The 20,144-nt window shown below is 49.1% G+C and carries 19 protein-coding genes; 6 read left to right on the forward strand and 13 right to left on the reverse strand.

What is annotated here, in order from left to right; translation table 11 throughout:
• Window positions 1–27: 27 nt before the first annotated feature.
• The 3 genes from DN748_RS00070 to mraZ are packed head-to-tail and all read right to left on the reverse strand — an operon-like array spanning window position 28 to window position 1,725.
• The gene (locus tag DN748_RS00070) at window positions 28–345 is read right to left on the reverse strand and encodes an FtsL-like putative cell division protein (RefSeq protein WP_112369726.1); all 318 of its coding nucleotides are present in this window, start codon (window positions 343–345) and stop codon (window positions 28–30) included.
• Window positions 346–374: 29 nt separating this feature from the next.
• A complete protein-coding gene (gene rsmH / locus DN748_RS00075) occupies window positions 375–1,277 on the reverse strand; it encodes a 16S rRNA (cytosine(1402)-N(4))-methyltransferase RsmH (RefSeq protein WP_112369727.1) in 903 nt (300 codons plus the stop codon).
• On the reverse strand, window positions 1,258–1,725 hold the full coding sequence (mraZ, locus tag DN748_RS00080) for a division/cell wall cluster transcriptional repressor MraZ (protein ID WP_112369728.1): 468 nt from the start codon (window positions 1,723–1,725) through the stop codon (window positions 1,258–1,260). Before mraZ ends, rsmH begins: the two co-directional genes overlap by 20 nt.
• Before the next feature lie 359 nt (window positions 1,726–2,084).
• On the opposite strand from mraZ, the gene DN748_RS00085 reads away from it, so the two are divergent.
• Both DN748_RS00085 and yihA read left to right on the forward strand, forming a co-directional pair.
• Window positions 2,085–2,849 (forward strand): alpha/beta fold hydrolase, encoded by a 765-nt coding sequence (locus DN748_RS00085; protein WP_112369729.1) that lies wholly within the window; start codon window positions 2,085–2,087, stop codon window positions 2,847–2,849.
• A gap of 10 nt (window positions 2,850–2,859) precedes the next feature.
• Window positions 2,860–3,462, forward strand: coding sequence for a ribosome biogenesis GTP-binding protein YihA/YsxC (gene yihA / locus DN748_RS00090; RefSeq protein ID WP_112369730.1), 603 nt, complete (start codon window positions 2,860–2,862; stop codon window positions 3,460–3,462).
• A 57-nt stretch (window positions 3,463–3,519) separates the two neighbouring features.
• On the opposite strand, the gene gldC is transcribed toward yihA, so the two are convergent.
• Both gldC and gldB read right to left on the reverse strand, forming a co-directional pair.
• Complete coding sequence (gene gldC / locus DN748_RS00095; protein WP_112369731.1) at window positions 3,520–3,855, reverse strand: gliding motility protein GldC; 336 nt, start codon at window positions 3,853–3,855, stop codon at window positions 3,520–3,522.
• Between the two features lie 65 nt (window positions 3,856–3,920).
• Window positions 3,921–4,883 carry a gliding motility lipoprotein GldB gene (gldB, locus tag DN748_RS00100; protein WP_112369732.1) on the reverse strand — a complete coding sequence of 321 codons (963 nt, stop codon included), beginning with the start codon at window positions 4,881–4,883 and terminating at the stop codon, window positions 3,921–3,923.
• Window positions 4,884–4,988: 105 nt separating this feature from the next.
• On the opposite strand from gldB, the gene nadE reads away from it, so the two are divergent.
• Both nadE and DN748_RS00110 read left to right on the forward strand, forming a co-directional pair.
• Window positions 4,989–5,777: an NAD(+) synthase gene (gene nadE / locus DN748_RS00105; RefSeq protein ID WP_112370073.1), complete on the forward strand. Its 789-nt coding sequence runs from the start codon at window positions 4,989–4,991 to the stop codon at window positions 5,775–5,777.
• Window positions 5,778–6,062: 285 nt separating this feature from the next.
• On the forward strand, window positions 6,063–6,692 hold the full coding sequence (locus DN748_RS00110; protein ID WP_112369733.1) for a response regulator transcription factor: 630 nt from the start codon (window positions 6,063–6,065) through the stop codon (window positions 6,690–6,692).
• A 13-nt stretch (window positions 6,693–6,705) separates the two neighbouring features.
• Here the strand turns inward: DN748_RS00110 and dnaG are convergent, their stop codons facing one another.
• The 5 genes from dnaG to DN748_RS00135 all read right to left on the reverse strand — a co-directional run bounded on the left by dnaG (window position 6,706) and on the right by DN748_RS00135 (window position 12,365).
• Entirely contained in the window at window positions 6,706–8,691 is a 1,986-nt protein-coding gene (gene dnaG, locus DN748_RS00115; RefSeq protein WP_112369734.1) for a DNA primase, read from the reverse strand.
• A 181-nt stretch (window positions 8,692–8,872) separates the two neighbouring features.
• Window positions 8,873–9,973, reverse strand: coding sequence for a porin family protein (locus DN748_RS00120; protein ID WP_112369735.1), 1,101 nt, complete (start codon window positions 9,971–9,973; stop codon window positions 8,873–8,875).
• 30 nt (window positions 9,974–10,003) lie between these two features.
• Entirely contained in the window at window positions 10,004–10,744 is a 741-nt protein-coding gene (locus DN748_RS00125; RefSeq protein WP_112369736.1) for a hypothetical protein, read from the reverse strand.
• Window positions 10,731–11,312 carry an RNA polymerase sigma factor gene (locus DN748_RS00130; RefSeq protein ID WP_236636734.1) on the reverse strand — a complete coding sequence of 194 codons (582 nt, stop codon included), beginning with the start codon at window positions 11,310–11,312 and terminating at the stop codon, window positions 10,731–10,733. The genes DN748_RS00125 and DN748_RS00130 overlap by 14 nt, the downstream gene beginning before the upstream one ends.
• 75 nt (window positions 11,313–11,387) lie before the next feature.
• Window positions 11,388–12,365, reverse strand: coding sequence for a polyprenyl synthetase family protein (locus tag DN748_RS00135; RefSeq protein ID WP_112369738.1), 978 nt, complete (start codon window positions 12,363–12,365; stop codon window positions 11,388–11,390).
• A 139-nt stretch (window positions 12,366–12,504) separates the two neighbouring features.
• On the opposite strand from DN748_RS00135, the gene DN748_RS00140 reads away from it, so the two are divergent.
• Entirely contained in the window at window positions 12,505–13,911 is a 1,407-nt protein-coding gene (locus tag DN748_RS00140; protein ID WP_112369739.1) for a DUF4403 family protein, read from the forward strand.
• A 13-nt stretch (window positions 13,912–13,924) separates the two neighbouring features.
• Here the strand turns inward: DN748_RS00140 and DN748_RS00145 are convergent, their stop codons facing one another.
• The gene (locus DN748_RS00145) at window positions 13,925–15,712 is read right to left on the reverse strand and encodes a porin family protein (RefSeq protein ID WP_236636735.1); all 1,788 of its coding nucleotides are present in this window, start codon (window positions 15,710–15,712) and stop codon (window positions 13,925–13,927) included.
• A gap of 17 nt (window positions 15,713–15,729) precedes the next feature.
• The gene (locus DN748_RS00150; RefSeq protein WP_112369740.1) at window positions 15,730–18,759 is read right to left on the reverse strand and encodes a tetratricopeptide repeat protein; all 3,030 of its coding nucleotides are present in this window, start codon (window positions 18,757–18,759) and stop codon (window positions 15,730–15,732) included.
• A 242-nt stretch (window positions 18,760–19,001) separates the two neighbouring features.
• Between DN748_RS00150 and DN748_RS00155 the strand changes: the two genes are divergently transcribed.
• Window positions 19,002–19,685 carry a cell division ATP-binding protein FtsE gene (locus DN748_RS00155; protein WP_112369741.1) on the forward strand — a complete coding sequence of 228 codons (684 nt, stop codon included), beginning with the start codon at window positions 19,002–19,004 and terminating at the stop codon, window positions 19,683–19,685.
• 14 nt (window positions 19,686–19,699) lie between these two features.
• On the opposite strand, the gene tssD is transcribed toward DN748_RS00155, so the two are convergent.
• Window positions 19,700–20,086 carry a type VI secretion system tube protein TssD gene (gene tssD / locus DN748_RS00160; protein ID WP_112369742.1) on the reverse strand — a complete coding sequence of 129 codons (387 nt, stop codon included), beginning with the start codon at window positions 20,084–20,086 and terminating at the stop codon, window positions 19,700–19,702.
• Window positions 20,087–20,144 lie beyond the last annotated feature (58 nt).

Genomic DNA, 20,144 nt, shown 5'->3' on the forward strand with positions numbered 1-20,144 from the left:
TTGCGATAATTTTGTTTCTTTCCTACCCTAATTGCGTCCTGCAATCACGATTTTCCTCGGAGGTGTCTCAGACTGTTTTACCCCCCGGTCTTTCAGCCGGGCCATAATGGCCGACTCCAGTTTCATCTGCTGCATGGTTGCCCTGGTATCCACATATTCACTTTTCAGCTCCTTGACTTCGTCGTTGAGCCGGGCAATCTGGTGCACCTTCTTGTCCACACTGTGAGAACTGGCTATCATCAACACTGCCAATGCCGAGGCAAAAAGGATAAACCGCCAGTTTTTAACTGCATCCTCACTGACCAGGAACTTTCCTTTCAGTATATCGATCAACCTGCTCTTCATAACCTTCTGTATATGGTGTTCTACTTTTTTCAAATACGTTCCGCAACCCTCAGCCTGGCACTCCTGGCCCTGCTGTTTGCTTCAATCTCCGCGGCATCGGGCACGATCAGCCCCCCGGATTTCTTAAAGGGTACATCCACATTCCCGTAAAAATCCTTTTCCGGTTCACCTTCGAACATCCCGCTCCGGATAAACCGCTTCACCAGCCTGTCTTCCAGCGAGTGATAGCTTATCAGGCTGAGCCGCCCGCCTTTCCTGATTACCCCGGGCATCTGCAGCAGGAATTCCTTCAACGCCTCTATCTCACTGTTCACTTCTATGCGAAAGGCCTGGTATACCTGGGCCAGCACCTTGTTCTCCCTATGCGCGGGCAGAAAACGACGCAATGCCCTTTTCAGGGCTTCGGTGGTTTCCAGGGGAGCGGTTTTTCTCGCCTCTGCTATGGTCCTGGCCATGGCCCGGGCATTTTTCAGTTCCCCGTACAATGCCAACACCCGGCGCAAGGCCTCCTCGCTGTATTCATTGACCACTTCATAGGCCGAAAGTTCACTCCGCCGGCTCATCCGCATATCAAGGGCAGCTTCGAAGCGGGTGGAAAACCCCCTTTCCGCCACGTCGAACTGATGGGAAGACACTCCGAAATCACCCAAAACACCGTCCACTTCCCGGACGCCGTGCAACCGGAGAAAACGCCGTACATGCCTGAAATTCTCATGAATAAGCACAAAACGGTCGTCATCGATCCTGTTTGCAAGCGCATCTTCATCCTGGTCAAAGGCATAAAGCCTGCCCCCGGCTCCCAACCGGCTCAGTATTTCACGGGAATGTCCGCCGCCACCGAAGGTCACATCCACATACACCCCGTCTTCCCTGATCCGGAGCCCGTCTACAGATGCCTTCAGCAAAACCGGTTTATGATATTCCGTCTTCATCATCGTCTCCCATTACTTCTTCGGCCAGTTCGGCAAAATCCAGTGCCGCATCGTCTATAGCCTGTTCATACTTATCCTTATCCCAGATCTCAATAATGTTAATGGCCGACGACAACACTACTTCCTTACCGATCCCGGCAAAAGCCACCAGGTCTTTCGGAATAAGCAAACGCCCGGTAGTATCTACCTCCACCATTCGTACACCGGCAGTAAACCTGCGGATAAAATCATTGTTTTTTTTCTTAAACCGGTTCAGCTTGTTCATCTTTGCCATCAGCACGTTCCACTCTTCCATAGGGTACAGCTCCAGGCAGGACTGGAACACGGCACGCTTTAAGACAAAGCCTTGCTGCAACAGGGGTGAAAGCTGATTTTTCAGGGCCACAGGGAGCATTACCCTGCCCTTGGCATCTGCCTTGCACTCATATGTACCTATGAAACTATTCATTATCAAGCCTTAAGCGCTCCGGGTTTACATTTTCAAATATATGGAATTATTTACCACTTTTTACCACTTTCTACCACTTTGTTGATAAGTTTTGCCATTTACACTATAAAATTCCCTCGGGGAACCGGCGGGGAAATGCCCCGATATAGTACGCATACCATTTCAGACCATCCTATATATCCTACATTAAAACGGTATTCATTTCTTAAATACCAGACTGAAATCCCTGAAAAAAAATTCGTTTCATTCCTCATATACCTGCTATCCGGCAAAAAAATAAGTGCATAGACATGCCCCGGGATTTGCAGTGAAACATTTTTATGTAAATTTGCTAACTTAGAATATCAACTAACCTATTAATGGTACAGAACATAAAGAAAGAAGGAAAATATTCTTATCTGGAAGTAGGAGAAGGGACTCCCGTCATTATTCTCCACGGACTTATGGGGGGGCTGAGCAACTTCAACGATGTTTCCAGGTACTTCTCCACAAAAGGATACAGGATCATAGCTCCCGAATTACCGATATACAAAAAACCTTTATTGCGTACCAACGTAAAGAGCTTTGCCAAATACCTGGACCAGTTTATCCGGTACAAGGAACTCGACAAGGTGATCCTGCTGGGAAATTCTCTCGGGGGCCATATCGGGCTGCTGCACGCAAAAATGTTTCCCGAACACGTCAGGGCACTTGTAATAACCGGAAGCTCAGGGTTATACGAGAGTGCGATGGGGGACGGATATCCGAAAAGGGGAAATTACGAGTTTATCAAAAAGAAGAGTGAAGACGTATTTTACGATCCGAAAGTGGCTACCAAGGAAATTGTGGATGAAGTCTACGCCACGGTCAACGACCGTTCGAAGCTTATAAAAACACTGGCTATTGCCAAAAGCGCCATCAGGCACAATATGGCGAAGGACCTGCCCGGCATGCATGTGCCTACCTGTATCATATGGGGGAAAAACGATACGGTAACCCCCCCGAACGTAGCCGAAGAATTCCACACCCTGTTACCTGATTCCGACCTTTACTGGATAGACAAATGCGGCCATGCCCCCATGATGGAACATCCCGCGGAATTCAACCGGCTGCTGGAAGAGTGGCTGAACAAAAGAAATATTTAAGTCAGGGCCCATGCAAATCCATTCGGCAGAATTTGTAATCAGCAATACGGATGTCGGCAAATGTCCGAAAGACCCGATCCCGGAATACGCCTTTATCGGCCGGTCTAACGTAGGTAAATCTTCCCTGATCAACATGATCACCAACAGGAAAGGGCTTGCCAAAACTTCCGGAACACCGGGAAAAACACAGCTGATCAATCATTTCCGTATGGATAACCGCTGGTTCCTGGTAGACCTTCCGGGCTATGGTTACGCCCGCGTATCCAAAAAGCAGCGAAAGGGATTCCAGAAGCTGATTACCGATTATTTTGAAAAACGCAAGCAACTGGTCTGTGCTTTTGTACTTATCGACCTACGGCTGGAACCCCAGAAAACAGACCTGGAATTCATGTACTGGCTCGGCACGAACAGTATCCCGTTTACCATTGTCTTTACCAAGGCAGACAAGCTCAAACCCGCTGCCGTCAGCAGGAAAACAGGAGAATACCTGCAAAAACTGACCGAAGATGCCTGGGAAGAGGCTCCTCCCCATATCGTTACTTCTGCCCAGAACGGTACGGGAAAAGACGAATTGCTGGGATATATCGAACACATCAACCAACAGCTGAAATAGTATTCTTCCCTGAGGACTGTAAGCTGTAAGAGCTTGTTTAAATTGATTTGATTGCGGCTACTTTTTAAGTTCCAGTTTTTCCGCAAAATACTCACAAAAATCCCGCATGGTAGCTGTCATTTTTTCATCCTGTGTCGCCTTGTGAAAAGTATCGGCCATAGCCACAAGGGTCTGATGAAAAAACACCTTCATTTCATCGACTGGCATATCCTTGGTCCAAAGGTCGATACGGAGGGTTTCCTGTTGCTCGCTGTCCCATACCGAGAGTAGCATGGCCTTGGCCTCTTCCTCCTGTACCCCCCCGTCTTCGGCAGTCCACCTCAATTTTTCCGGCACCCGGTTCTCATCCAGTTCTACGGTAAGTTTTATATCCGAAGTATGTGTTTTAGCCATTATATTTTTTCCTTTTAATAATCTCCTGACTCGCTTATATTTCCTGTGATCCCGGATTTCCCGGGTTATTTCTTCCCGGGCTTATACCGGGATTCCCGGAAGAGTTGTTCCGCCGGGACCTTTAGCATTTGCTGCAAAGATACATTATTGTTTTTCATATACGCCCTTACGATCTGCCATCCTGCGAAACGCCCGAGTTCCCCCGGCGATTCATTGTCGAGTTCCAGGTAAAACTTGGAGAAGGGAGCCGGAACAATAAAACGGTCCCTTAGCCTGGAATCGGTAGAGAACAACAGGTCGCGCTCTACGAAATAACGCCATATCTCCTGCTCATTGGCCTTCGCCCACTCCATTTCCTCTTTGGTATACCCCATCTTTTGCGCATCGGGCACCTCCGGAAGAAAAAGATCGCACAGGTACAGGAGCCTGCCTTCGTAGATCATGGCTTCCATAAAGCTTCGCCCCCTTTCCGGCGGCACCTGCTGCCGGGCGTATGACATGGCTGCTTCCGGCACCATATGTTCCTTCCGGAATTTTTTACTCAGATAGACCGGTATCCCCCTGTAAAAACGGTGGTCAGGGCCCAGGTAGCAATCCAGTGATACCAGCAACAGGCTATCTGCCCAGATCACGCGGTTCCGGTAATCTACATCGGAAGTAAGTGTTACCACTCTCGGCGGCTCAAAGCGGGGAAAATAATATTTGATATGCTGAAACAACCCTCGCAATTGCTCCCGTTCTGCAGACAGGTCGGGAAATATACGCCCTGCTTCTTCAGACAGTCCGGCCTGCAAGGTATCATTCATTTTCGCAATCCAGACACTATCCGTATATTGTTCGGGAAAAAGAAAAGGATAAGCGGTTTTCAATTGTGGCAGATCGTCCGGTTCCGCTTCGGAAAAATCCCTGTCGAACCTGTCCAGGCGGACTTCAACATGGATATTGCTTATTTTTTCTTCCAGGGCGTTATTCCTTTTACAGGATGCGGCAAAAGCCACAAATACCACAAACAGCACTACTTTTCGCATACGTATGGAAATTATATGTATAAACGACAGATCTTTTTAATAATTTTATCGGCACGGGGCGAAATGCCGGCCCGTGCAAAGTTAACACAGATAAATTACAAGCACATGCAAACCGAAAAAGTAATAGAACATATCGTACAATGGCTTAAGGACTATACACAGAAATCCGGAACAAAGGGATTTGTGGTCGGAGTGTCCGGCGGTATAGACTCGGCAGTGACTTCTGCCCTCTGTGCCCGTACCGGCCTCCCCCTGTTATGCCTTGAAATGCCTATCCACCAGGCAGAAAGCCAGATCAGCAGGGCTATCAGGCATATCGAATGGCTGAAAGACCATCACGGAAATGTGTCGGAACAATCGGTAAACCTGACCCCGGTATTCGACAGCCTGATCGGCAGCCTGCCTTCCGTAAACAGGGAGGAAGACCGTTTTATGTCGCTGGCGAATACCAGGGCAAGGCTGCGAATGACCACCCTCTATTATTTTGCAGCGCTGAACGGCTACCTGGTAGCAGGTACGGGCAACAAGGTAGAAGATTTCGGGGTAGGCTTCTACACCAAGTACGGAGACGGGGGGGTAGACCTGAGCCCGATTGCCGACCTCCTGAAAACCGAAGTATACGAAATTGCCGCCCACCTGGGCGTTATCCGGGAAATACAGGAAGCCCCGCCTACAGACGGACTGTGGGGAGACAACCGCACGGATGAAGACCAGATAGGGGCCTCCTACCCGGAACTGGAATGGGCCATGCTTATGGACGAAAAGGGTAAAAAGCCCGGGGATTTCGAAGGCAGGCAAAAAACGGTCCTGGAAATATTCCTGAAACTCAACAGGGCCAACAAGCACAAAATGGTCCCCATACCGGTATGCGAAATCCCGTTAACCCTTAAATAGACCGGAGTTACGCCCATTTCCGAAAATCCGGTGAAACGTCATTTTAAACCGACTATATGCAGTGTAAGGATATTTGTTTTTCATTAACAGAATCTTAACCTTTAGTCATAAGATTTTAACTACATTTTTAATGAAATATTTCCCCCCGATCTTGCATGAGATACTTTTTTTAACTACATTTATCCCCATCAACCCCAAATCTTCAATATAAACTAACTTCCCTACTTACCTGTTTGGTTTATTTTATAAAAGCACCTAACTGATCCTAAATAAAAACAAATCATTATGATTAAAGTATTGATTGCCGACAACCATCCGGTAGTACAAGATGGTATTATTGCTGCCCTGGGCAGCAATAAGGATATCGAAGTGGTAGGTAAAGTACGGACCACTTCCGAACTTTTTGACCTTTTACCCCAGTTAAAACCAGATATCATCCTTTTGGAAATGAATATTCCTGAAGTTAACGGGATTACTGCGCTACGGCAGTTAAAAAAAGAGCACTCCCAAACCAGGGTTCTTATCTTCAGTTCAGAATCTGAAGATGTTTATGCACTGAGCACCTTACGGGCCGGTGCTTCGGGCTACCTTTCGAAAGATGCGGACACTGCACTGTTATCTGAAGCCATTACCAAGATTGCCAATGGCGGACTTTTCATCACCAATGAGCTGGCACAGCGGCTGGCTTTTGACGAAAGTACCAACAAACCGAGAAAATTCTTCAGAAAACTCTCCACAAGGGAAGTAGAGGTACTGAAGCTCCTGGCGGAAGGAAAGCGTAACAAATATGTAGCCGAAGAACTCGGGCTCAACGAAAAAACGGTAAGTACCTATAAAGCCCGCCTGATGCGCAAACTCAATGTAGACAATATGGTAGATATGCTGCAACAGGCCAAGGCACTGGAGCTGTACTAACCCTGTTGAAAGTTTAGAGCACCCGGTTGAGTTTCCGGGCAAGCAGACGTTTTAATTGATGGTAATTCATGATCTCCTCGAGGATATCCGGATTACCATCTTTTTTTTCCAGTGTTTGCTGCTGTAGCTCCCCCACTCTTTTTTCGATAAGGTAACAACGCAGGTTGAGGACGGTTTCGCTGACCAGCTGCGCCACGGTCTGTGACTTGTCCTTGACCAGGATATCCTGGTCCTCCCAGCGGTGCAGGATATATTTTTCTTCATCCATCAGTATGGAGGTCACCTCCCTGGCCTCATCCGGTTCGAGTTCCTGTACAAAACGGTCTACCGAAAAATCTTCGCCCCCGTTCAGGTTCTCTATAAGCCGGGGAAACACTTTCCTGAACACCTCATTGCTCAATTCTACCTCGTCTTCCTGCAGATCGAGAAAAACTTTTTCAAAAACCCTGCATCCATGTACCATTTTTTCCAGCTGCAATTCCCCCTCATCGTCCTGTTTCAGCACATAGTCCTCAAATTCTTCGGTTTTCTTTCCGTAAACCAGTAACAACTCGATGATCTTCCGCTCCAGCACATATTGCTTGTCCACTTTCTGCACCGCGGGTTCTTCCCGTTCCCGGACCACCTCCATACCGGTTTCCTTCCGCTGCTGGCGCTGCCTTCTGCCGGCCTCGGCGACTTCCTTCCTCCCTATCTGCGCCAGGGTGTTGAAAAGGACCTCTTCCGAAATATCCATAATACGGGAGCATTCCTGTACATAGACCTCGCGCTGTATCCTGTCGGGTATTTTACCTATGCTGTTTACAATATCCCGTATGGTCTCTGCCTTTCGTATGGGGTCGTCCTTGGCCTCCTCCATCAGTACGGAAGCCTTAAAACGGATAAAGTCGGTGGCTTTCTCCTGCAGGAACAGGACAATATCCTCCAAAGTGTTTTCCCGTGCAAAACTATCCGGGTCTTCCCCGTCGGGCAAGGCACATACCTTTACATTCATCCCCTGCTCCAGGATCAGGTCTACCCCGCGCAAAGATGCCCTTAAACCGGCAGCATCGCCGTCGAACAGCACCGTAATATTATTGGTAAGCCGGTGGATAAGCCTGATCTGCTCCGGGGTAAGGGCCGTTCCGCTGGAAGCCACTACATTTTCTATCCCCCGCTGGTGAAACTGGATCACGTCGGTATAGCCCTCTACCAGGAAACAGTTGTCTTCCCGGGCTATAGCCTGTCTCGCATGATAAATGCCATACAGCACCTTGCTCTTGTGATAGATCTCCGTTTCCGGGGAATTCAGGTATTTTGCCGCCTTTTTATCACTTTTCAGTATCCTGCCCCCGAATCCCAGTACCCGTCCGCTCATAGACTGTATGGGAAACATCACCCTGCCCTTGAAACGGTCGAACTGCCTGCTTCCTCCTCCCCTGCCATCTTCCTTTACAATGGTCAACCCGGTCTTTTCCAGGAATTCCAGCTGATACCCCTTGGAAAGCGCTTCTTTGGTAAAGGCCTCCCATTCATCAGGGGAATACCCCAGGCCGAACTTGCGTATGGTCTCGTCCGTAAATCCGCGTTCCTTAAAATAGGTAAGCCCGATGGCCTTTCCGGGTTCGGTATTCCACAGTACATCCTCAAAATAGTCACGGGCAAACTCACTCACCAGGTACATGCTTTCCCGCTCATCGGCCTGCTGCTTCTGCTCGTCGGTCTGCTCGGTCTCCTCGACTTCAATATTGTATTTCCGGGCCAGGTACTTTATGGCTTCGGGATAGGTAAAATGCTCGTGTTCCATTAAAAAAGCCACTACATTACCTCCCTTCCCCGAAGAGAAATCCTTCCATATCTGCTTTACCGGAGATACCATAAAACTCGGCGTACGTTCATCGGTAAACGGGCTCAGTCCCTTAAAATTGGAGCCGGACTTCTTCAGCTGTACAAAATCGCCGATCACCTCCTCTACCCGGGATGCCTCAAAAACCTTATCTATCGTGTCCTTGGAGATCAAGCTGTTATCCTTTTTAGTGATTTTATCCGGAGTTGAGTTAATGAGTTATCGGGGTATTAAGTTATTCAGGCAACAACTAAATAACTGAATAACCCATTAACCTGATAACCGAAATCCCCGCACGGAGGCGGGGATCAAAATTACGGAATTTTATTTTTTTACCGGGATCTTTTACGCTCCCTTATAATTCGAAGCGGAGCCCCAGGGAAATATTCCGCTGTTCCGGGTTGGGGTCCCTGAATATGGGATTGAGGTCGTATTTCAGATAGACCGACACATCTCCAGCTCCCACATAAGCCGCCAGGCCATAGACAAAATCATTGGTATTATAACTGTCCTTGATCTTTTCTTTGGTATGGCTCCCGCTTTCATCCCTGTACTTCAGCTTCTGCCTGGAAGTCAGGTTGACCCCGGCATACCCGCCTATGCCCACCTTGAATTTCTTACGGGTGGAATACCTGAAGTAACGATCGTATTCCTTTTTTTCCGACGGCCCGAACTCAAGGAACAAAGGCACTACAAGGTGGTCCTGCCTGAATTTGGCCTTTTTCAGCTTATGCGGAAAAGGTTCCAGGTACGTCGTTTCCCCCTCGCTCACAAAATACCGGTCGTCCTTGGGTTTTAAACCGTTAGAATGCAGAGACAGCCCGTAACTCACCCGTACGGCATTGCTGTTTTTCAGCAGTCTCGTTTTCCATTGCCACCCCAACTCGAAGAACCTGCTGCCCCAGGCCTTGTACGGGCTGTCGTTAAGCGATTGTCCTTCAATAATCGCATTGTTGAGCCCTACGGCAATAATAAGATCGGAAGTGGTCCTTTTGTCGTACTTTTTTTTCTTGTTGTCACTTTTAAACTCTATCCCAAAAAGTAAATCTCCATCTTCCTCATTTTCTGTCCCAAAGTCTATTCTCAACATACTGCCTTCAATCGCATTCAGATCGAGCTTAGCGTACTCTCCCCTTTCCACCAACGCTTCCTTATTATCCAGGATAGCCAGCCTGTTCTCGATATTCAGGGCCGAGCGCTTTGCTTCCTGCTCTTTCCGCCGTTGTGCTTCACCGGCGCTGATCTTCCCTTCCCGCTGCAGGGCCTGTATACGCTCCACTTCCTTTTTCAGCCTGGATTTTTCTTCCGGGACCACACGCTCCCTTTCTTTTTTCAAAGCCTCGAGCACCCGTTCCTTACGGTGCATATCGAGGCTGTCTTTCGCTGTTTGCGCCCCTAAATTCTGGGCAATAAAAGTCATTGTCACCAAGGTGACATACATAACAATTCGCAACATGATCAATGGATTTTATGGATGATTTTTGTACTAATTCCTATCGGCAAGCGCGGTGCCTACCCTGGCCAGCCCGTCCTTCAGCGCTTCCAGTACCTTTTCCCGGAAAGACCGGTCTATTTCGGCTTCCACCTCGTCCAGAAGCGCCATGGCATCAACACTGCCGCTATCGCTGAGCTGCAGCCGCTCTGCGGCAATTTCGCGCTGTGCATGTGCCAGCATCATTTCGATATCTTCGTCGGTCACTTCCCGCTCTTTATTAATTTCCAGGAGCTTCGAAACCACCCCGGCAACTTTCTCATCTTCCTTTTCCCTCTTTCCGGTTTCTTCTGCCTGCACAACAGCCTGCTGCCCGGTATCTTTCACGGGGTCATATACGGGAACGGAACCGGTTTCGAAATGCTGTTCCCGTACAGGCTCCGGACGCCCGGAGGCCGGCTTTTCCGCAGCTGCAACTTCTGTTTCCGTTTTCCCGTTTTTTACCTGCCTCTCCTTACTTTCCGTATTTACCGGAACCGTATCGCCGGTTTCCGGGGCAGATACTACTGCCGGGACCGTTGCCCTTTCCGGCCGTTTTTCCCACAGCAGCAACCCCAGCACTACTATGCCCACTGCCGAAGCAACCGCAAAAAGCGACGCCCGTTTGTGCCGGGGAGAAGATGCCGGCCGACTTTCCAGCTGCTGCTCCAGCCTGTCCCAGGCAGATGCAGCAGGTGTTATTCTCCTTTGTTCCAGTTTCTCCCGTATTTGCCTTTCCAGCCTATCTCGTTCCATTTTCTTTCTCTTTTAATTCCAGGATGCGATCTTTCAGCATTTTCCTCGCTTTGAACAGTTGTGATTTCGACGTGCTTTCCGATATGTGCAGGGCTGCCGCTATTTCCCGGTGCGAATACCCCTCTACGGCATACATCAGGAAAACAGCCTTATACCCTTCCGGCAACAGGTCGATGAGCGTTTGTATTTCTTCCGTATCCGGGGCGTCCGTTTCGGGGATATGCGCCGCGGTGTTTTCCGGCAACTCACTGACCTCTACAAAAGACAGCGATTTTTCCCGGCGGAGAAAGGAAATACATTCCCGTACCATAATCCGCCTTACCCAGCCTTCAAAACTACCTTCACGGCGAAAGGCACTAAGATTCGCAAACACCTTGTAAAACCCCCGGATCATCACATCTTCTGCAAAATGGGTATCCCTGATATAACTGCGGCATACACTCAGCATTTTGGAAGCGTACTTGTCATAGAGTTCCCGCTGGGCCCCGCGGTGATTTGCAGCTGCCTTGCGCAACAGCTGGTTTTCGTCCTTATATAGTGGTATGATCTTCAAAAGTCGTCTTTTCATCGGGTGCTTTCATTTCTATAGACGTCCCGCTTTATAAAAAGGTTGCCTGAAGGTATGTTTTTTTCTGAAGAGGTATTATTTTTTACGGTCTATGACATAATTGACCATGAGTTCCAGGGACTCCTTATATTCCGAAGCAGGATAGGCATCCAGGATTTCCAGGGCTTTTTTCTGAAACTCCTTCATCTTCCGCTCCGCATATTGCAGTCCGCCCTTATCCTTTACGAAACCGATCACCTCCTTAACCCGTGCCATGTCCTTGTTGTGGTTCTTCACCGAATTGATAAGCCAGCGCTTGTCCTTTTCGTCACAGTGGTTAAGGGTATAGATCAGGGGAAGCGTCATTTTCTGTTCCTTGATATCTATTCCCGTAGGCTTTCCGATGCGTTCATCCCCGTAATCGAACAGGTCGTCCTTGATCTGAAAGGCCATTCCGATGAGTTCACCGAACTTTCTCATCCTTTCGGTTTCCTCCGACCCGGGCTTTACGGAACAGGCTCCCAGTGCGCAGCACGCTGCAATCAGGGTAGCAGTCTTCTGCCGGATGATCTCGTAATACACTTCTTCGGTAATATCGAGCTTCCGGGCTTTCTCGATCTGCAGGAGTTCTCCTTCGCTCATCTCCCTGACTGCAACGGAAATGATCTTCAGCAGATCGAAATCGTCATTGTCTATGGAGAGCAGCAACCCTTTGGAGAGCAGGTAATCCCCGACCAGTACGGCGATCTTGTTCTTCCACAGTGCATTGAGCGAGAAAAAGCCACGCCGGCGATTGCTGTCGTCCACCACATCGTCATGTACAAGGGTGGCGGTGTGGATGAGTTCTATAACCGACGCCCCCCGGTAGGTGCGCTCATTTACCTTTCCTCCCGATACCATTTTGGCCACCAGGAACACAAACATGGGGCGCATCTGCTTTCCCTTCCGGTTTACAATATAATAGGTTATGCGGTTAAGCAACGAGACCTTTGAAGACATGGACTCGTGGAACTTTTTCTCAAAAAGTTCCATTTCGGTATAGATAGGTTGCTTTATTCTGGCCACAGGTTTCATCACGGCCCCAAAGATATAAAAAAGCTGTAATTATACCTTAGCAATGATGCGTCCCGCACCATATTTATCCAATGGCCTGTAAATAGCTCCCTTTCGTATTGATTTGCTATCTTTAAAAACTTTTTAATCATGCTTACCCATGAAAAACCACGAATACACCGGTACTCTCCTGCTATACCTCCTGCTCTGTCTTATCCTGACAGGGTGTTCATCCACAAAAAAGATAGCGACCCTGAAGCCCGAACCCGATAAAGCTGCTCCTGCGACCTATGAAAACACCCATTCGTTTATCAACCTCCCGGTCAGTATAAAACTGAAGGATGTAGAACGCATAACAAACAGTTCTTTTGAAGGGCTGATCTACGAAGATGATGATTTTAAGGAAGACGACCTGAAAATGAAGGTGTGGAAGGAACAGGATATTTCCATAACCAACGAAAACGGAAAACTCAAGACCGTTTTACCGCTTAAGGCCCTGATACAATATAAGTTCAGCGCCCGGAATTTCGGGCTCCCCCTCGAAGACATCAGGAATATATACCTGAACGGCACCGTTACCCTCATAAGCGATGTAGGCCTTTTCAACTGGGAACTCCGGACCAATACAAGGTTGAAATCGCTGGTGTGGAACGAAGAGCCCACCACGAACGTCATGGGACAGAAAGTTACGGTGACCGGCCTGGTAAACCCGGCCGTTGCCCTGTTCCGGTCGGTGATCGAAGAAAGTATAGACGGGGCCATCAGGGAGTCACTCGATTTCAAGCCGAATGTACTGGAGGCCCTGCAACAGGTATGCACCCCTTTCCGGATGAGCGACACCTATGAAAGCTGGATGCGCATCATTCCCCGGGAACTCTACATCACCGATGCCACCCTGAAAGAGCAGGCCATCTCCTTTAAAATGGGGATGAAATGTATTATGGAAACGGTGATCGGGCAACAGCCCCCGGTGGTATTCGACAAGGAACACATCGCCCTGAAACCGGTAAAGGAGATCCCCGAATCGGTAAGTGTCAGCATTGCCGTGATATCGTCGTACAAGGATGCTTCGAGGATCATCACCAAAAACTTCAGGGGTTATGAGTTCGGGGAAGGGAAACGCAAAATATCGGTAGAGAACGTCGACATCTGGCACAAGGAAGGAAAGATCATCGTAGCGCTGGAAGTCTCGGGAAGTATTGACGGCACCATTTACCTGGCCGGGTACCCGCAGTACAACCAGGTGACCAAAGAGATCTATTTTGACAAGCTGGACTATGTCCTGGATACCCGGAATGCCTTATTGAAATCGGCCCAGTGGCTGGCCGGGAATTACGTGCTCCGCCAGTTACAGGAAAAGTGCCGGTATTCCATAGCACCCGATCTCGCCGAAGGCCGGGAAATGATAGCACAGTACCTCGACAACTATTCTCCCGCAAAAGGCGTTTTTGTGAACGGAGAGGTCCGGGATATCGAACTCGACCGGATGCAACTGGCCACCAATGCCATGGTAGCACTGATAAAACTCAAGGGAACAGTGCTTGTTTCCATAGATGGCCTGGAATAGACCACTCCCCCGGCTACATATCGAATTTAAAAGTAACCCCACCAAGGACCTGGAAGCCCTGTACCTGGTAGTTCATCCAGCGTGTGTACCGGTTATTGGCTATATTATTGGCCTTGGCAAACAGGGATACCTGGTCGTTAAACCTGTACCCCAGACGGAGGTTAATGTCAAAATAACTGTCGAGGTCCACGATTTCCGAAGTTAAGGGAGTAGTACCGGCACCCATGTGCGTATACAGGTCCTTTCGCTTCCCTACGAAAAACATATTGGCCCCGGCAGACCAGTGCTCCCCGATCTGGTAATCCCCGAAAAACGACCCTCTTACCACGGGAAGGTTCCAGGCTTCTTCCTGTTCGTCCGTATCGTACCCCGAAACTTCCGCATTGACCCCGAGGGTGAGGCCCCTGCTGATATCGGCATGCAGTTCCCCGAAAGCGGAAAAGGTAGTCACATCGTCATATACCACCCCGAACGAATTCCCGTACATATATCCCTCGTTATCCGCCGTACCGGAAATCACCGGGTTTGCAAGGTATAGGGGTTTATTATTCTCGGCCCTATAAGATGCCTTTACATTATAGCCCACGGTAGAGGACAGCTTTCCCTTCATTCCCAGAAAGGCATCGTATTGACGGTCTGTAGGGGTTATTCCAAGTGAAGGAGCCACAAAGAGGTTCTCCTGCGCCAGGTCGTGGTACGAATTCTGGTCGAGTCCGCCCTTCACCCCTCCGTAAACCGTAACGTATTCTTCCACCAGGCGGTAAGAAGCATCGATCCGGGGGTAGATATAGACATCATTATCACTGTTCTCGATATCCATTCCGTAGAACACGGAAGCCCCGAGATTAATGGTATAATCATCTCCTCCAAGTACAAAATTGGGATTGATCCCCAGTAACAGGCTACCGTATTTCATTTTTTCCCCGCTGTAGTATTCATGCCTGAATTCCCCGCCCACATAGTCTGCGGTAATATGAGTGGTCACACTCTGTTCATCAGAGATGGGAAATTCGAAGGAAGGCTTGAATACCAGGCGGTTTTCCCCGGAGCTCTCGGCATCCCAGAAACGCTTATACGACACTTCCCCTCCGGTAAAGACCGATTCCTCTACGGCTTCGAGCTGTCCGCCTACCGACGCCGTGTAATAGGTAAGGCGTTCGTCTATACTCCTGATCACAGGCAAATCAAATCCGGCTTGCTCCGGCAGGCCATACCAGTTGTATATCTGGTGGTGAAACCCGGCATTGATCCCCCAGCGGTAAAAGCGACCGGCATTGTTATACGATGCCTTCAGATGGGTGTCGAAGAATTTGGTATCCAGTTCGGTCTCGTCCAGCTGTGCCAGGGACGAGTGATGGTTCAGCCCTATATCGAACGACTGGTCTCTGCTGATCTCCCGGCTGGTATAGAAATCCAGCAGGGCGGTGCTGTAATTTCCCAGTCCGAGGGATACGTAGCTGTTGTACAGCATTTCCCTTTTTCTTTTTTCCACTACGGCGGCCTTCCCCTTTTCGGGAACAAAAGTCGATGCCACGGGCACCGAGAATATACTGTAGTTTATCTCTTTTTTCTGCAACAGCACGGAGTCTTCCAGTACAGGGTCTTCCCTCACCTTAAAGGCATCGGGTATACTGGCCTTGTAAGGCTTTATGACATTGACCGTTTCCGTACCTATATCTTCCTTTTCCTGTGCAGACATTCCCGCGGTGACACACATCATTGCCGCGAAAAGGCATAAAGGCATAAATGCGGCAAGGATATCTCTGTATTGTTTCCCGGTATTTTCAGATTTATGATACATTATTCAGGTATGGGATTTTAGTTATTATTCGGATTCACTGAAGAATTCGTCTTGGCCTCTTCAGCCTTGATGCGGGCGAGTTCGTTACGCGCCTCTTCCACCACTTCGGGATAGTCCCCGAAACTGCTGATCAGGTTATCGAGAATATAGGTAGCCTGAAAGGCATCGTCCATGGCATAAAAATTCCTGGCCATCAGCAGCAGCCCTTTCGCCCCGAATTCCTTATACCCCGAATACTCCCCGGCCAGTTGCTGTACACTCTCGTTAGAGGCTTCATAATCCCCTTCCTTATTTTTAAAGTACGCATCGTAATAGAGGGCTTCGGCAGCCAGCGCACCGGTCGCCGTTCCGGCCAGTGCTTCATAAGCCGATTTTGCAGTAGCATCGTCCCCCGCCGCGACGGCAGACCGGGCAATGATCGTATTGGCATCCCTTCTGATCCTCTGGTCGGTACTTTCCTGCTCCAGCAGTTCCCTGGCATAAGTGACCGCTTCCATATGGTTCCCCTGCTCGTAGTTTACCTTCATCAGGTTTGATTTGGCAAAGAGGACATTCTGGGGAGACCCCGCTTCTTTTTCCAGCCTGGAAAGTACCGGCAGGGCCTTCTCATCATTTTTTTCGTCGAGGTACAGCTGTCCGAGGCGCACCAGGGCCTGTTCCGTAAATTCGTTTCTCCCTCCCTCTGCGACCTTTTCATAATGAGGTACCGCCTTAACCGTTTCTTCCCTGGCATCATAAGATTGCGCCGTATAGAAATGGGCCTCGTTCGCATGTATTCCCCTGGGGAATTTCTCCAGGTAGCCCTCAAATCCCTTTATGGCTTCCTCCGGGTTGTTCTGTGCATACTGCCGCTCTGCCGATTCGAAGGTTGCATGGTCCAGTTCGGCATCGGTTACTTCCACAAAATCCAGTCCTTTCACCCAACTGGCATACGCATCGACCTGCCCCATATCCATATAGATCAATTTGGCTGTAGATACGGCCTGCATGGCCTCGGAAGTCTCCGGGAAATAATCGGCTACGCCGCGGAATTTTTCCAGGGCCTTTTCATTTTCTCCGGCATTGTAATACACCAGCCCTTCACGTAACATGGCCTTGGCCACAAACGGGCTCATGGGATATTCCCCGACCAGGCGCTGGTACATCCCGGTAGCATCGGCAGACCTGTTCTGCGCTACATAAGTATTCCCCAGTTCGTACATCGCATCATCGCGAAGGCCGGAATCCGGGAACTCCCGGATAAAGGCATTGAGCGCCTCCACTTTCTGCGGAACGCGGTCTACGAAACCATAACTGATGGCTTTCTGAAACGAGGCATAATCCTCATGGCCCTCACGCATCGCAATGGCATTGTTATACGCTTCCATCGCCGGCCAGTATTTTGAAGTCGCAAAATAACTGTCTCCCAGCCTTATCCAGGCATCGTTCAGCCTTTCGCGGTCTTCCAGACTGCTCTCGCTATCGGTAAACTTTTTAAAATGCGCAACGGCATTACCGTAATCCTTCTGCTTGAAAGCGGCATATCCCAGCTGATAATCCGCCTTGTAGAATTCAGGGGTCCTGTAGGCCCTGGGCTCTCTCAGGAAATCCCCGAAATACTCCGCGGCCTCTTCATAATGTTGCTGGCGGTATGCCGTTTCTCCCCTCCAGTAAATGGCCCTTGCCGTATATTCTTCATCTTCCGGTTCGGCTATGGCCTTGTCAAAATACGATGCGCTCTCCCCGAACTTGCCATCCCGGAACAATTCGACCCCGCGGAAAAAAGCCACTTTCTGGTATACTTCCCTGTTGCCGTAACTGTTGTTCTTCTGAAGGAGCTCCAGGGCCGCATCGTAATTCTTCGACGTCACATAGGAGTCGACCAGAAGCGCTTCCACCTCCTGGCGGTATCCCGATTCCGGGTATTTCTCTACAAAGGAGTGCAGCACTTCGGGAACACTTTGATACGGGTTTCCGATATCATAGCTCAGCCTGGCATAATTGAGTAATGCATCTTCCCTGATCTCTGCGTTAAAATCCATTTCCGAGGCATTCCGGAACGCATTGAGCGCCTGCTGTTTCCTGTTTCCCTTAAGGTAGCACTCCGCCAGGTGATAATAGGCGTTCTGCGCTACAAAATCGTTCCCCCCGATGATCCTGTTGAACTGCCCTATGGCTTTCTCGTAATCACCCTGCTTGTAGTAGGCATAGCCCAGCTGGTAAAAATCGGTATTGTTCCACTTGCCTTTTTTTCCTTTATATTCTTTCAGATAAGGTATGGCTGCCTCATACTCCCTGAGGTTAAAATAGCTTTCCCCAATGATCTTGTTGAGCTCCGATATCTCGGCAGGCTTCGACTTGGGAAGCTGCTCCCTGGCAAGGTCTATGGCTTCTTCAAACTTTCCGGCCTTAAAACTCATATCTGCCTGGTAATACGACAGGTTCCTGTTGAGCTCCCTGTTGTCGGAAACCTGGTCAAAATAAGCCGTCGCCTCATTGTAATCATCACCTTCATAAGCCATATACCCCAGGTAATACTTGGCCCTGTCCCCGTATTCTTCCGAAGAAGCCACGCGATTGAAATAGGTTTTGGCATCGGCAGGCCGTTTTACGGCAAACAGGGCATATCCCTTTTTAAAGGTAAAGGCATCTTCTTCTCCCGTGCCCAGGCCCTGTGCTTCAGCCTTGTCATACCATTTGAGGGCCTGCGGATATTTTCCGTGGGAAAAATAATAATCCCCCGCATCGATATATGCCGTATTCCTCTTGGTAGAGGTCGGATAGTCTTCTACAAAATTCTCCATGAGTTTTTCCGCCCCGGCCTGTTGCAACCTTATGGCACTGCTGGCCGTATAATACGCACTGTTGGCGGCCAGCTCTTCGTCACGGGTGCTCAGCCTGACCTTTTCAAAGATACGCTGTGCGGCGCCGTACTGCTTGTTGTGGTAAAGCTCCAGCGCTTTTTCATAATCCTTATCGGTATAGGTGTACACTTCAGACAGCTGTGCTGTGGCCGTCCATAGAAAACAGCAACTGGCAACAAGCGGAATAACCCTTATATATCGCATAAAACAAATTTTTTCTTCAACCAAAGATAACCCAATATACAACCTATAACGCAGCTTTCGGATGATAATTATCCACAAAGGGATTAACGATATAAAAAAGGGCATAGCTCCCTGTCTTACCGCGAAAATGCTCCCGGAACACGCCTGCGGCCTTTCCCGGCAGGCCAAAAGAATTTAACACCCCGCTTTGCTGCAGGGACCCCTAACTTTTATTATTTTTACCCTTGTATAAAAGCCCGAACATGTCAAACACTATTGTAGAACTCCGCGACGTAGCCATTTATCAAAGAGAGAGCCTGGTTTTAAGTGAGATCAATCTAAGCATTAACCAGGGAGAGTTTGTCTACCTCATCGGAAAGACCGGCAGCGGTAAGAGCAGTTTTATGAAAACGCTTTACGGCGACCTTCCCCTGACCCAGGGCTCAGGCATGGTCACCGACTTCGACCTGAGAACACTGAAAGAAAAGGACATCCCCTTTCTCCGTCGCAAGCTCGGTATTGTTTTTCAGGATTTCAACCTGCTTCCGGACCGCACGGTAAACGACAACCTGCTGTTCGTACTGCACGCCACCGGCTGGAAAGACAAGGACAAGATCGTAGCGCGTATAGAAGATGTTCTCGGACGTGTCGGCATGAAAACCAAAGGGTTCAAATTCCCGCATCAGCTCTCGGGAGGGGAACAGCAACGTGTAGCCATAGCCCGCGCCCTGTTGAATGACCCCGAGCTCATACTCGCCGACGAACCTACCGGAAACCTGGACCCCCAGACCAGTGTCGAGGTGATGAAGGTGTTACAGGAGATCAACCAGAATGGCCGTACCATACTCATGGCCACCCACGACTATGCCCTGTTGCTCAAATTCCCCTCCAAGACCCTGAAATGCGATGGCAGCAAGGTCTTTGAAGTGGTACAGAAGAATGTCTGAAACTACAGGGCTGCTTATACCCACTGGTTTTCATGAACACCGCCCCCGCAGGACAATTCCCGGCAGGAAATGGTAAATGTTTCCGTTAAAGGGTTGTATCCCGAAGACTCAAAGTTTTCCCGGTATTTGACCAGGTAGCCTTCGGTAAAATTCACTTCTTTCAGCTTGGCATCCGTGTTGCGCTTTATAAAGGTTATGGTCCCGTTCTTGCGCTCAAAATTGTTGGTCATCCATTCAAAAAAGAAAGAATCTCCCGTAGACTCTACCGTAATATTAATTCTCCCCCCTCTTGTTACGGACGAAGGACGACCCGTGGCATCAACTTCCTGTGCCAGGTCGTAATTGACGCTTAAGATATTTACCTTCTTACCGCCAACACTTAAAACCGCCTTGAATGACATATGTACAAAATAAGATTTAACAAAATAAAATATCAGATCAGTCAGAATACAGCCTGCA

The organism is Sinomicrobium soli (assembly GCF_003285545.1).
In the GTDB taxonomy this organism is placed as follows: domain Bacteria; phylum Bacteroidota; class Bacteroidia; order Flavobacteriales; family Flavobacteriaceae; genus Sinomicrobium.